Origin of the sequence: Selenomonas sp. ND2010, from assembly GCF_000702005.1 — a bacterium.
Lineage (GTDB): Bacteria > Bacillota > Negativicutes > Selenomonadales > Selenomonadaceae > Selenomonas_A.
Genome location: NZ_JNKI01000001.1, coordinates 82,452 through 95,072, shown reverse-complemented (window position 1 = coordinate 95,072; position 12,621 = coordinate 82,452). Strand labels below are relative to the sequence as shown.

At 48.0% G+C, this 12,621-nt stretch carries 15 protein-coding genes; 3 read left to right on the top strand and 12 right to left on the bottom strand.

Going from position 1 to position 12,621, the window contains the following annotated elements:
- Positions 1–2: 2 nt before the first annotated feature.
- Together T504_RS0100450 and T504_RS13695 are read right to left on the bottom strand one after the other, a co-directional pair.
- Complete coding sequence (locus tag T504_RS0100450) at positions 3–626, bottom strand: TetR/AcrR family transcriptional regulator (RefSeq protein ID WP_051635100.1); 624 nt, start codon at positions 624–626, stop codon at positions 3–5.
- Between the two features lie 49 nt (positions 627–675).
- Complete coding sequence (locus T504_RS13695; RefSeq protein ID WP_051635099.1) at positions 676–1,320, bottom strand: DUF2284 domain-containing protein; 645 nt, start codon at positions 1,318–1,320, stop codon at positions 676–678.
- Between the two features lie 122 nt (positions 1,321–1,442).
- Between T504_RS13695 and T504_RS0100440 the strand changes: the two genes are divergently transcribed.
- Positions 1,443–1,901, top strand: coding sequence for a lecithin retinol acyltransferase family protein (locus T504_RS0100440; protein WP_051635098.1), 459 nt, complete (start codon positions 1,443–1,445; stop codon positions 1,899–1,901).
- A 47-nt stretch (positions 1,902–1,948) separates the two neighbouring features.
- On the opposite strand, the gene T504_RS0100435 is transcribed toward T504_RS0100440, so the two are convergent.
- The 10 genes from T504_RS0100435 to T504_RS0100390 all read right to left on the bottom strand — a co-directional run bounded on the left by T504_RS0100435 (position 1,949) and on the right by T504_RS0100390 (position 10,921).
- A complete protein-coding gene (locus T504_RS0100435) occupies positions 1,949–3,250 on the bottom strand; it encodes a YkvI family membrane protein (protein ID WP_033169085.1) in 1,302 nt (433 codons plus the stop codon).
- A gap of 375 nt (positions 3,251–3,625) precedes the next feature.
- Positions 3,626–3,925 carry a hypothetical protein gene (locus T504_RS13530; RefSeq protein WP_051635097.1) on the bottom strand — a complete coding sequence of 100 codons (300 nt, stop codon included), beginning with the start codon at positions 3,923–3,925 and terminating at the stop codon, positions 3,626–3,628.
- Between the two features lie 52 nt (positions 3,926–3,977).
- Positions 3,978–4,430, bottom strand: a complete 453-nt coding sequence (locus T504_RS0100425; RefSeq protein WP_033169084.1) for a GNAT family N-acetyltransferase — start codon at positions 4,428–4,430, stop codon at positions 3,978–3,980.
- Positions 4,431–4,807: 377 nt separating this feature from the next.
- Positions 4,808–5,524, bottom strand: a complete 717-nt coding sequence (locus T504_RS0100420) for a hypothetical protein (protein WP_033169083.1) — start codon at positions 5,522–5,524, stop codon at positions 4,808–4,810.
- Between the two features lie 156 nt (positions 5,525–5,680).
- On the bottom strand, positions 5,681–6,046 hold the full coding sequence (locus T504_RS0100415; protein WP_033169082.1) for a DUF488 domain-containing protein: 366 nt from the start codon (positions 6,044–6,046) through the stop codon (positions 5,681–5,683).
- Between the two features lie 107 nt (positions 6,047–6,153).
- Entirely contained in the window at positions 6,154–7,659 is a 1,506-nt protein-coding gene (gene preA, locus T504_RS0100410) for an NAD-dependent dihydropyrimidine dehydrogenase subunit PreA (protein WP_033169081.1), read from the bottom strand.
- 63 nt (positions 7,660–7,722) lie between these two features.
- Positions 7,723–8,544 carry an acetolactate decarboxylase gene (gene budA, locus T504_RS0100405; RefSeq protein WP_033169080.1) on the bottom strand — a complete coding sequence of 274 codons (822 nt, stop codon included), beginning with the start codon at positions 8,542–8,544 and terminating at the stop codon, positions 7,723–7,725.
- A 306-nt stretch (positions 8,545–8,850) separates the two neighbouring features.
- Complete coding sequence (locus T504_RS0100400; protein ID WP_033169079.1) at positions 8,851–9,675, bottom strand: M15 family metallopeptidase; 825 nt, start codon at positions 9,673–9,675, stop codon at positions 8,851–8,853.
- Between the two features lie 16 nt (positions 9,676–9,691).
- Positions 9,692–10,423, bottom strand: coding sequence for a L,D-transpeptidase family protein (locus T504_RS0100395; protein ID WP_033169078.1), 732 nt, complete (start codon positions 10,421–10,423; stop codon positions 9,692–9,694).
- 75 nt (positions 10,424–10,498) lie between these two features.
- Positions 10,499–10,921: a PPC domain-containing DNA-binding protein gene (locus T504_RS0100390; protein WP_033169077.1), complete on the bottom strand. Its 423-nt coding sequence runs from the start codon at positions 10,919–10,921 to the stop codon at positions 10,499–10,501.
- Positions 10,922–11,116: 195 nt separating this feature from the next.
- Between T504_RS0100390 and T504_RS14100 the strand changes: the two genes are divergently transcribed.
- Complete coding sequence (locus T504_RS14100; RefSeq protein WP_072022673.1) at positions 11,117–11,554, top strand: Fur family transcriptional regulator; 438 nt, start codon at positions 11,117–11,119, stop codon at positions 11,552–11,554.
- Between the two features lie 120 nt (positions 11,555–11,674).
- Positions 11,675–12,586, top strand: coding sequence for a metal ABC transporter substrate-binding protein (locus T504_RS0100380; RefSeq protein WP_033169075.1), 912 nt, complete (start codon positions 11,675–11,677; stop codon positions 12,584–12,586).
- Positions 12,587–12,621: the final 35 nt, after the last annotated feature.

Genomic DNA, 12,621 nt, shown 5'->3' with positions numbered 1-12,621 from the left:
TTTCACTTCTTGACTAATGCCCCAAAGATTGCATCTTTGTCAAAATCACCGGTAGCAAATCCCGGCACTTCCTTGAACGCCTTGCAATAGGCAAGGCTCATCTCGGTAAAGACAGCACTCATCTGCGCATCCGTATACGGACAGTCATCGGTGACGATAAGCGTCGCAAAGCTGAACGCCACGAGCCAGAGATTGCGAAAGTATTTATCCGCCGTCGCCGCATCCATGTGATAGATGCGCATAATCGACTCACGCACCAGCTCCTGCGAAAAATGCAGGGCATCCATCGCACCGCCCACTGCCTCATCCGGCTTCGTCAAAAAGAGCAACTTATAGAGCTCGGGTTCCTCTTGGGCAAAGCGGATATACTGCTGACCAACGCCCAAGAATGGCACCGGCCCTTTGAGCCCTGTTTCGATATACACCTGATAGCGCGCCTTTGCCATGGCATAGACCTCGACCTTCAGCTGTTCCATCGTCGTGAACCACGTAAAGATTGGCCGCGGAGACACACCAAGCTCTGCGGCCACCTCACGTGCGGTCACCGCATCGATTCCCTTCTTGCGCACGACTTCCAGCGCAGCCGTCACAATCTCCTCTTTTTGAAACTTAACCTTTGGGGGCATAAAAACAATCCTTCCGTTATAAAACAAGTGTTACGTAACGCTTGTTATCTTACCGATTACTCGCGGACTTGTCAAGCCCTTCCTCACATTTGTCTGAGTCAAAAGGAACGTTCAAAACCTCCCACGTACGACCGGTTATTTCTTCTGTCGAAGCAATGCCATGCACCAGCGTGAAATAATCCGGCAATCTATCTTTACACCACTGAATCTCAATTCCCAGCATATCATGGGCAATTGCCGTTAGATTAAAGCCAAAGGCGTCGAGTGAATACCGCATCGTTTCGGGCGAACGGCAAACCACGCCCCTCTGCCTGCTGCACGCGGGACAAAGATTACAGCCACCAGAGGACAGCGACACACTTCCCGGCACCTGCTGCTCCAGCTCACGCATCTTTTCTTCCAACGACCTCTTTACCTCCACCACAATCTGCCAACCAATCGCTTTGATTTTCTCTGCCGTATCCGCCGCCCGGATAACTGCCGGACTCAAATATATCTTAGCCCCAACTACATACATCCAGTTAAATGGATCCCAATAACGCACGGCATCAAAAGGCAACGGGGGACAACTCCAGACCGTATTATAGTTGGGACATGCCTGACAATACGCCAGATAAGTGGCAACATCTTGATAGTTTTGCTGAAACAACGAAAGCGGCATCCCGTTTTTCCTGTATTCCACCGAATAATCCATAGCCAATACACCTCAAATTATCAGAGTCTTTTCTCTCAATACTTTCGCCAGCAGAGGATATTTCCCTTTTCTGGCGAATAGAACAATATTATCTTACTCTTTGTACAACATGAGGTGATACTATGACAGCTCTCCAACCTGGTGATATTCTTTATGTCAAACGTACTGGCTACCGTCATTTTGGCATCTATGCCGGCAACCAGCAGGTCATTCACTATTACAAAGAAAAAAATCCCTTGGTAAGCGATGGAATTATCAGCGAAACCACCTTAGCAGATTTCCAAGGCGTCAGTGATACAATTTACGTGTTGAATTCCACAACCCAATCCGATCCGCCACTATTTGATTGGATTGTCCGGCGCCTGCTCGGCGATGATATCGAATTGTATTCCCCGGAAGAAACCGTCGCCCGTGCCCGCAGCAAACTAGGCGAACACGGCTACAATCTGCTGCTCAACAACTGCGAACATTTTGCCCTTTGGTGCAAAACCGGCATCGCCCAATCTTCGCAAAGCGACTATCTCCTAGCCTGCCTACAGCTATTGAATCCACTCCCATCTGCCAAAAAAGGAACGGACTGACCAAGCTAACTGATCAGTCCATTCCTTTTTTGGCAGATCCTTTCGTCTCACCTATTTCGAATCCGTTTTTTCAAGGGGAGATTTTCCCGCGCATACTCCTGCAAATTCTCCGTATTCTCCGCCAACTCCTTGGTATAAGATTTGATATCACGCGTTAACTGCTTTGTGTCAGCGACGGACATTTCCCCGAGCTTCTTAAATAATTTTTTATGCTCTGGTTGAAACTCCATATCGTCGTCATATTTCCGGAACAGCAGTCGTATCATCTTGCGCCGCAGGAATTTTTCGCGGATGATGTTCTCGCGTTCCTGCACCCAGGCCACCGCCAGAACTACCAATAGCAGAATTCCCATATAGCCAAGCAGTGGATACATCCATGCAACCAGCTGAGAAAAACCGCCAAAGCTGCAAACATAACCGAGCGCGACAATGCCAATGAGGATTTTGCGCATCTTGCTGACATTACTGCCAGCAAAGCGGCGTGCCGTTGCATAGTAGAGACTGAAAGCTGTGTTGAAAATCAGCGCAAATATCACCACCGCATAGATAACGGCAAACACGGGATGTATCTGATTCACCAGCGTCAGCATCGGAATCTCCGCATCCTTGACCTTGTCGAGATTGGCAAAAAGCGCCAGCGAAGCGCTGCCTACAATCACGCCAATAATCGCGCCACCTAACGCACCGCCCTTTTCGGCATCGCCAATGCGCACGACTGAGCCGCCCAGCACAAAAGCCATCGAAACACCATTCATCACGCAGAGCGCAAAGTAATTGATGACGGCCAGATAGACATTGGGCATTGCCGGCCGCAGCGTCTTTGACACCCCATCAAGCATGGCAAAGTCATACGACTTCCCCCAAAACGTATAGCCCGTCACCAGCAGAATCATGACGACAATAATAGGCGTAAACACGCCAAGCACCCGCGTGATCTTGTCAAAATCAAGAAACGCGATCACACAGACCAACACGGAGCATACCAAGGCACCGAGCCAGCTCGGCAGACCAAATTGTTGCTGCAAATTCGCCCCGGCTCCTGCGACCATGACAAAGCCAACGACAAAACAAGAAACCACCAGCGTGACATCGATAATTCGCTGGATAACGGGATGCGCAATTTGCTCTAAGACTTCCTGATGATTGTTCGACTGATAATGAGAACCGAGCGTCACGATAATGCGCCCAAAAACTATATTCAAAATACCCAGCACGGCAACGCCAACCAGGCCTGCTTCACCAAAGCTCAAAAAATACTGCAGCAAGTCCTGCCCTGAGGATAAACCTGCCCCCACCAAAACGCCAACATAGGCCATAGCAACAGATACAGATTCCTTACTAAAACTCATCCGGTCACCCTTTCTTTTATGTATTTATTAAACATTTTATATGTATATTTTAGCATAAATGTTATAGTAACGCAAAAAACAGACGGATTACCACCGAAATCGACTGGCAATCCGTCTATTTTTACACGGCTTTTATTTTAATCCTGGGTCATCGAAAATTTCGTTTCGATAGCAGCCACAAGCTTATGCATCGTATTCGTAGCGTTATACCATATAAAAAGCTGACCAGTAAATTGACCGGTCAGCCTGCTCTATCCTATACTACTATGTTTCAAACTTTGCCCAACGCATTCATCATTAAAGCAGCCGTTTCGGCGCTGGCCATCTTCTCCGCCTCAGCGGGGATAGCCTGCCCTGATTTTTCCACCTGCGTGCTCAGTATCGTCGGATTCTCCTCGGGGTGCGGTGCGCCGCATGGGTCTTGCTCTGGGACACGATGCGGTCACCTGCATAAATGGTTACGAGCACCGAACCATCCGACATAACCTGCGTGACCGTAGTGGTTTCCTCGCCATTATCACCCTCGCCGGTATCACGGATACCGCCGCCAGTCTCAAGCTGGCGGAGCATATAGGAAAACGTCGTTTTGGCCACCGGGGTCTTATCCCGCTTCGACGACTCTGTTTCTGCGGCACCTGGATTCCACAGCACCGCTTTTGTTGCTTGAATCTCCATACAATCCTCCTTTACTAACACCTCTCTTCCATATATCGTAAAAAACGAGATTTTAATAAGGGCGCAATTTCTTCCGCAAAACAATCATATCAATCAGCCTATGCCCGCACTCAACGATGGGATGATCATAGTTCTCGACAAAGAAATTCTTCCGCACATGGTGCCGGACAAACCCGCAGTGCTCATAAAAGGGAATAGTCAACGGACTGTCGCCGGTTCCCACCTGAAGCCAGTCATAGGACGCTCGATACCGATTTTCCACGTATTCAATGAGTTTTTTCCCATACCCTCGCCCCTGCCACGCTGGGGCAACGGCGATATTCATGATTTCCAGTATGCCATTTCCTGCATCCGTTACCACACACTCAGCTCGCACTTCGCCTTCATCCGCAAGGACATACATCGTACCTGCTGCCAAATACTTTTCAACCATACTCTGCTGCTCATCAGCTAGCAGGAGCAACGGCATATATTCCTGCTTTTCTTCTGTCGCATATATTTCCATAGCAATTGTCCCTTTTACGTAATTACCAATCCAGCACCAGGCCGACCTGCATCTTTTGCAATCGGCTTCCGAGCTCTTCTTTTAACCACTTATAAGCCCGTTTATCCACCACTACCGTCAGACGTGTCGTCATTCCCATCATCAGCCAACCTCCCGCTAATATCTCTGCTTTGCTAATAAAAAATATATTTACATCAGTATACCATAAGCGTCAATATCGTTATATTTTTGTAAACATCATGACAAGGCCATTTGACCAAGCACTTTAACTGGTCAAAGTCCTCAAACATAAAACAGACGGCCTGACTTGTCAATACAATGACTTATCAGGCCGTCTGTTTTACCTTGTTGCGCTGTCATTCAGATACGCAAACAAATTATTTCTGTGGCATTACGAGATAATCATTTTCCTCCTCACCAAAAAGGCTTTCGCCCGAGAAGAATTTCACGGGCACAATGGTAAGCAAGCCGATGAGGAAATAGATAAAGGCCACGGGAATCAGCGCCACAATGCGCGTCGCCTCGAAGAACGTTCTCCCTTTCTGTATCTCCTGCATGAGCAAATGATAGAACCAGCCGAGCAACGCCATGCTAATGGCAAACGAAACAAGCTGAATCAGCGGCCACATCTCCGGCTTCTGGAAAAAGAGCCGCATCACGGCCAATCTGAGGCCAGCCGTCAGGATATACGTTGCCACGATATAGCTGATATAGTTTTTATACCGCAGAAATACCGCAAACCGCCGGCGATTGACCAAGACAGCGGCCACCACCCAAACGATTGCCGCGGCAACACCAATAGAATAAGCGGCCATCACCAATAAAATCACATTGCCCATGACACTTAACAGCAACCGGAATAAAAAATGCCAGACCTTATTCTTATAATTGACATATATCGCCAGGATCAGGAACAAAATGACAGCTATTATTGTTACTATATTGAACAGCATAGCAACATCGCCATCCCCTTTCCCCGTCATAAACAGGAACGATTTCCCCATACTCAGGGTCTGGACAATTGCCAGCGCCAAAATCCATTTTTTGCACCAGCTCACATCAGCTGAATTGGTGCATTCACAAAAAGTACTCACAATAAGCCTCCTTTGATTTTGCAACGTGAAACAATCCGTATTATACCCTTTAATTCTTATAGTTTACTTAACGTTTCCCATTGACCGGTCAACCTTCCGTAAAAATACCACGAGCGGCCTGACAAGTCAAAATCTGACTTGTCAAACCGCCCATTCTTACATATTCCGCCGCAGCCACTCCCGCAGCACCAGCACATGATTTTCCTGCTCGTTTTTCGCCGCATACACCAAGGTCACATTCTGCGCCGCTAACAGCTCTCGGCAATGGGCAGCAAAGGCAGCTGCCCCTTCGCCAGCTGCCAGTTCTTCCTGATAGGCCTCCGCAAAGCCATCAAAGGGCATCTCGCCCTGGTGATACAAGCGCCGGATTTCGGTACTAGGCGTGATGACCTTGGCCCATTCATCGAGATGAGCCGCTTCCTTCTTGATGCCTCGCGGCCACAACTTATCCACGAGAATCCGATAGCCATCACCCGTTGCTGGCGGTTCATAGATACGCTTGAGTAAAAGTTTATTCTTCATAAGCAATCCTTTCCTCAATCATCCACGTTCTCTGCATTCGTCCCTCTCTCTATAACCACCTTACCATAGCTATCGCTCATTTGCAGTCAACTTTATCACATTTCGCCTCAACAATTTTTGATTATTCTTTTCCCCGCCGAGACGATGGATTCCGTGGGGCATACCAGTACACAAAGATGACAACCCACGCATTTCTTGGCATCCAGGATGGGGCGCCTCCTTTCATCCATCCGGATTGCCTGATGACCACCATCCATGCAGGAAATCTCACAACGGCCGCATCCGATACAGGTCTTGCGATCAAACTTCGGATAGACGATGCTTTCCCGCTCCAAAACATCCGTCGTAGCACTGACTGAATCTAGGCCCAATCCGACCACATCCCCCACTTGTTTAAAGCCCTTGGTCTGTAAATAATACGCCAGGCCGGACTTCAAATCCTCAATGATACGATACCCATACTGCATGACTGCCGTCGTCACCTGGATGGAACCCGCACCGAGCAGCATAAATTCCAGCGCATCCTTCCAGGTTTCCACGCCCCCCATGCCACTAAGGTGCATGTTCCTAAGCTTTGGATTCTGCCCGAGCTCCGCGACAAAACGCAAAGCAATCGGCTTTACCGCATTGCCACTGTAACCTCCCACCGCTGACTTACCATTGACATCAGGACTGCTGACATAAGTATCAAGATTAACCGCCATCAAGCTTTTGATGGTATTGATAGCTGAAAGTCCATCTGCGCCACCACTTAACGCCGCTTCTGCAGCCGGACTCATGCGGGCCACATTCGGCGTCAGTTTCGCCAGAATGGGAATGCTGGTCCCGCGCCTGGCGGCTGCCGTGAAGCGCTCCACCAACGCCGGTACCTGCCCCATATCAGACCCCAGCCCCTCTTCCATCATATTAGGACAGGAAAAGTTCAATTCCAACGCATCGGCTCCATTTTCCTGACACTGTCTCGCCAGTTCCGTCCACTCTTCGTCATTTTGCCCCATGATGGAAGCCAGTATAAATTTCTGCGGATATTTTTTTTTGAGCTGCCGGAAAACAGCCATGTTTTCTGCCACGCTATGGTCGGACAGCTGCTCAATATTCTTGAACCCCATCATGCTTCCATCCGCACTGTAAATCGCCGAAAACCGTGGCGAGGCTTCTCGTATGGGGAACGCACAGATGGTTTTGAACGATACCCCCGCCCAGCCAGTCTCAAAGGCACGGGCACACATATCATAATTACTGCCCACAACCGACGAGGCGAGCAAAAAGGGATTTTCCAACGGAATTCCACAGATCTCTGTCTGCAACACCGTTTCATTTTCCAGCATGGCCGGCACAGAATCCGGCTTTCTCTCATCAAACAAAAACTGCATAATCTTTTGGATAGGCACTTCTCCACACTTCAAACAAGCCGTTTCACAGGGGGCAGCGCAGGCGGCACATACATTTTCTTTCGGCAGGCGGGCCGCCGCACATTTCTCATTTTCAAACCATATACTGCGAATCTGCCGGGATGGCTCCAGTGCCTTAGGACATACTTTATCACATGGAGCGTTGCCACAAAGGGCACAATTTTGCACAAACCTGCGATTTCCTTTTCCTCCGGGAATCATAATGCCCCCTCCTCTCCAATCTATTCAAACTTATCGCCGTGTTTATCTGCGACTTACTCCAATCTATTTCTCCTTTTGCAAATTACTCTTGGTATCCTGCTCAGCGCTGCGGATATCTTCTTTCATATCCTTAGCCAAATTAATATCATGGAACTTTTTATCCTCATGCAGAATCATCGTGAACTTATCCGTTTTATCCAGATAAATCGTTCCTTCGTCGAGGGAGAGTTCTAAGATATGGCCGCCCTTTTTCTTATCATCCGAAAGAAAATGGAAATGCCAGCCTACAGAGTTAAGTTCGCCCATATAACTAGGACAGTATAATCCCACCAGGGTACCCTTGATATTTTTTTCTGTGAACTCTGTCTGTTTCCCCTTCAAAGCTTCCACTAGCGTAGGATAAGGCTCCTTACTTCCATATTCACTCCGGAATAGCACCGAATCAAAGGTTGCATGCAATTTCACCATATAGAAACTATTGGCGCCCTGCTTATGAACTTCCTCATTCAAAAGCTTTTCAAAAGCAGCCTTATTCTTAATGTCTTTTCCTTTGACGGCAATGTCCTGGTCAAAAAAAGTCACCGTAGCATAGGGGATAATCGTCTTGTCCGGGGCAACGATAACGCGCCCATCCCCCAAGGCCTGATAAACCTTGCCATCGAGCACAATCATCTCACCGTTAAGGCCCTCAAAGGTCCCAATCCCCGTATCTCCGAGCCGGCGAAGCTGCCCCGCAGTGACCGTGCCACCGAAATATCCCTGCGCCAAGGATTGCAGGAGAGCTACTTGCGCAATGCTCTCCCGATCTGCTGCCACTGTATAGCTGGTACTGCCAATCATTAAAGCGGTCAAAAGGGATACCATAACTTTCTTTGGCCGATACATTTTATCCACTCCTTTTTTCTTTTAAAAATAACAAATTTTCTCTAAATTATATTTCTACATTGATATAGAACCTTCCTGCGTCACCCCGTTGATGTCCTTATGCAGCAGATGCAAATAACGCAAGTCTTCCAGAGGCAGCGTACAATTATCCTTGTATGATTTTCCTTAAACATGTCATTATCATCCTTTCCACGAGTGACGAAAAGCAGGACATTTTCCGCCCTGCTTTCTACTACCTTCAATGTTTAAAAGCTCATCGATTCCTCATCAACAGCTATTGCCGGCGCGATATTCTGCAGGGAATCTTTATGTATTTTTCTGAATGGGGAACGTAAAATACGTGTCCGGATAGGGTTCATTTTTCAAGGTAAAATGCCACCATTCCGTGTCCAGTGCCTTAAACCCATGTCTTAGCATCGCCTCGCGCAAAATCATACGATTCTTGAACTGTACTTCATTGATTTTGCCGTCTTTAGGCTTTTTACTTCCCTTATATTTCCCTGTGTACTTGCCGGTCTCGGGATTGCCGCACCAATCGGGGTGACTTTCAATGCCAAAATGATCAAACGTTGCTCCCATATCCACATCTTTACCCGTCTGTACATTAAAGAGCGTCAAATCTACCGTAGAACCACGACTATGCCCCGATTTTGCATCAATGTAGCCATCGGCAAAAAGTCTCGTCTTATCCACCTGCGGATAAAAATAATCCTTCATGCGCTTATCCTCAAGATTCTCTGCCCAGGCCACAAAATTATCTACGGCCATCTGCGGCCGATAGGCATCATATATCTTCAGCCGGTATCCCTGTTTCACCACATCATCGGAGACTTCCTTGAGCGCCTTAGCTGCCTCCTTCGTCATGAAAACACGCGGTGCTTGATACCCAGCAATGCGATCCCCTACGAAATTATAGGTAGAATAATAACGCGGTTCCAAAATGACATCCGGCACCGCTTCCGATAGTTCCACAAATCCCGAACTATCCGCCGGATTTACCGTCATCGCTGCGGTCTGTGATGCCGTTGTCAACGATTCGGCGCCAGCATCTGGAACAGCCACCGTCAAAGAAATCGTCAAACTCGCCGCCATAAATATGCCCCGGATTATTTTCTTTAGTCCTACTCTCATCGAACTTCCTCCCTTCTCATATTCCCCAATCGGCAACGGTAGCTGGCGAAAGGTTTTTCAAGGAATCAATCACCACCACACAATCCGGCTGCACGGTCTGCAGCACCAAACGCATCTTGTCCTGCGGAATAGCCACGCATCCACCCGTATACGGCTTATTCGGGCCGATGCAGTGCAGGAAAATGGCCGAGCCCTTCCCCGGTGTACCAGCCTCGTTATAACCGATATTGAGGCAATAAACATAATGAACCGTATAATCGATGATATGCTCACTGGCCTCCTTGTCAAGCCGCGGGTATTTTCGAATATCCACCATTTCATTGTATTTCATACCCGGCCGCCAATCCCCGGACCAATACATATTTTCATCCACCTGCGTATAGGGCATGATACTGCCTGGGTCCGGAGCAATGCCAAATGCTTTCGTAAAACGGAACGTTCCCACCGGTGTCTTAGCATCGCCTTCCTTCGTCTTGCCCAAACCTTTTTTTCCAATATAACCGGGAGTAGTCATAACCTGCTGCCAGTTTCCCTTGGCATCCTTTTCATGCAGCGAAACCCAGGCCGTAGTCTCTCCAACACCTGCGACCACAAAAAGCTGCTTGGCCTGCTTCGCCGCTGGAAGATTCTTCACCCATTCCGGTGACGCCCCGCTTGCCTCCAACGGCTTAGCAAAAGCAATGCCCACCGAAAAGACCATCACCAAGCCAATCGCAATCATCCACAAAAATCTTCTGCTTTTCGTCATCCTTTTCATCCTTTCTGTAAATCATCGATCACGGATTCTTTTTATCATTACCTCGTGCCAAATGCGTTATATAACCTAGAACTTCCAGATATTCAATCCAGTCTTGGCGCTCTTTTCCCGATCGACCTTTCCCGCCAGCTTCGTCAGTACGATCTCAGCCGTGGCGCTTATCACCGCTTCATTGAGGTGACCGCCATAGGCGTGCCCCGCTTCGTCTCCAATGACGATATGCAAATGGCTGTAGAAATCTTCTTTCATCGTATCGATTGTTCCGGTAAGGGACAGCATTTCAAAGACACCTTCCACAGTGTTGGCTTTGTACTGCTGCGTCGTGACATTATACACGCCCATGACCACTCGTTTTACAGCGCCAAGACCCTGCACCTTGGCAAGCCCAAGCTGCTCTTGCTGAGCCACTTGTCTAAGGGCATCACATATTTCATCACCAGGATCCAAACGTATCAACAGATTCGTATCATCCAAGATTTTATACTCCATAAGCGTCTCCTTTCCAACCAAGCCTACTATCGTCTTATAGATTCGCCAACAACAAAGGCAAGTCCTCCTTCCCCTGCTCCACGCCACAAACAAAAACTCCTTAAGATAATTCAAGAAATAATCGTTTTTTCTGGCAAATCGAAAGCAATGACGTTATAATAACGGATAGCAGAATGACAACCGAGGTGACATCCTATGATAAAAAAAACAACGCCTCTTGAACGACTTCGCGTCAAGGGCTACAAAATAACTCCACAACGGCGCGCAGTCTTACAAGCCTTTGCAAGCTGTCCTCCTTTTCCTACAGCACAACAAATCTGTGAAGAGGTACGCAAACAACAGCCCGATGTATCCCTTGACACCATCTACCGCAATCTTTCCCTGCTGACGGAGCTTGACATCGTTCACGAAATTTTCCGCAGCGCCGGCAACGTCTACGAACTGGCCGATGATTCGCATCACCATCATCATCTGGTCTGCACCGAATGCGGCCGTACCGAATGCATTGACGTCTGCCCCATGACTGATGCCTACGAACAGGAAGCTGCCAAAAAAGGGTTTAAGATTACCGGACACATCTTCGAGTTCTATGGACTCTGTCAGAAATGCCAGCAACAAAAACACAAAAATTGACCAGTCAACGACAAGAGTGATGATAAAAATTATCAAAAGCTCTTGTCATTTTTTTTTTGCGTGCTATAATCGTAAATAGTAATATTCCTATTTACATATTTTCTTTAGGAGGTCCTTATTTTGAAATGCAAAACTTCATTGCTCTGCCTGCTCGCCGCCTTTTGCCTGATGCTTACCGGCTGTGGCGCAGGAAACAATCAATCGTCGTCAAACGCCACCAGCAAAGACGGCACCTTCCATATTGTCACCACCTTCTATCCGATGTATATCGATGCCATCAACATCACGAAGGGAATTGACGGAGTCACGGTCACGAATATGACCAAACCGCAGACCGGCTGCCTGCATGATTATCAGCTGACCACGGAAGACATGAAAACCCTCGAAAAGGCTGATGCTCTCATCGCTAACGGAGCCGGCATGGAAAACTTCCTCGATAAAATCCTCAAAGAACAGAAAAACCTCAAGCTGATTGACGCGTCCAAAGACATCGAATTACTAAAAGACGGCGACGAAGAAAACCCGCATGTATGGCTCAGCATTACGGCAAACATTAAGCAGGTCAAAAATATCACTGAACAGCTAAAAGCCGCCGATCCCAAACATGCAGATGCCTATCAGGCTAATGCCGATGCCTATATCCAAAAACTCGAAGCACTCAAAAAGGAAATGCATGAAACCCTCGATGACGTCCCGCATAAGGACATCGTAACCTTCCACGAAGCCTTTCCCTATTTTGCCAAGGAATTTGGACTGCAAATCCTGACGGTCATCCAACGGGAACCTGGCACGGAACCGACGCCAACGGAACTTCAGGAAGTCATCGAACAGGTAAAACCGCTCCCCGCTAAAGTTCTGTTCACAGAACCGCAGTATTCGCCCGAGGCCGCTAAAACCATCGCCCGCGAAACTGGCGCCAAAATCTACACCTTAGACCCGGTAGTAACTGGCGAAGCTAACGAATCCGCTATGGATGCCTATCTCATGACCATGCGCAAAAACATGAATACCTTAAAAGAGGCCCTGCATTAATCACTAGCGCCCTAATCAAATGACCGGTCAAATGG

Coding starts and splice junctions, on each gene's coding strand:
- T504_RS0100450 (WP_051635100.1), bottom strand. CDS start 626: ATGCCCCCAAAGGTTAAGTTTCAAAAAGAGGAGATTGTGACGGCTGCG.
- T504_RS13695 (WP_051635099.1), bottom strand. CDS start 1,320: ATGGATTATTCGGTGGAATACAGGAAAAACGGGATGCCGCTTTCGTTG.
- T504_RS0100440 (WP_051635098.1), top strand. CDS start 1,443: ATGACAGCTCTCCAACCTGGTGATATTCTTTATGTCAAACGTACTGGC.
- T504_RS0100435 (WP_033169085.1), bottom strand. CDS start 3,250: ATGAGTTTTAGTAAGGAATCTGTATCTGTTGCTATGGCCTATGTTGGC.
- T504_RS13530 (WP_051635097.1), bottom strand. CDS start 3,925: ATGGAGATTCAAGCAACAAAAGCGGTGCTGTGGAATCCAGGTGCCGCA.
- T504_RS0100425 (WP_033169084.1), bottom strand. CDS start 4,430: ATGGAAATATATGCGACAGAAGAAAAGCAGGAATATATGCCGTTGCTC.
- T504_RS0100415 (WP_033169082.1), bottom strand. CDS start 6,046: ATGAAGAATAAACTTTTACTCAAGCGTATCTATGAACCGCCAGCAACG.
- preA (WP_033169081.1), bottom strand. CDS start 7,659: ATGATTCCCGGAGGAAAAGGAAATCGCAGGTTTGTGCAAAATTGTGCC.
- budA (WP_033169080.1), bottom strand. CDS start 8,544: ATGTATCGGCCAAAGAAAGTTATGGTATCCCTTTTGACCGCTTTAATG.
- T504_RS0100400 (WP_033169079.1), bottom strand. CDS start 9,675: ATGAGAGTAGGACTAAAGAAAATAATCCGGGGCATATTTATGGCGGCG.
- T504_RS0100395 (WP_033169078.1), bottom strand. CDS start 10,423: ATGACGAAAAGCAGAAGATTTTTGTGGATGATTGCGATTGGCTTGGTG.
- T504_RS0100390 (WP_033169077.1), bottom strand. CDS start 10,921: ATGGAGTATAAAATCTTGGATGATACGAATCTGTTGATACGTTTGGAT.
- T504_RS14100 (WP_072022673.1), top strand. CDS start 11,117: ATGATAAAAAAAACAACGCCTCTTGAACGACTTCGCGTCAAGGGCTAC.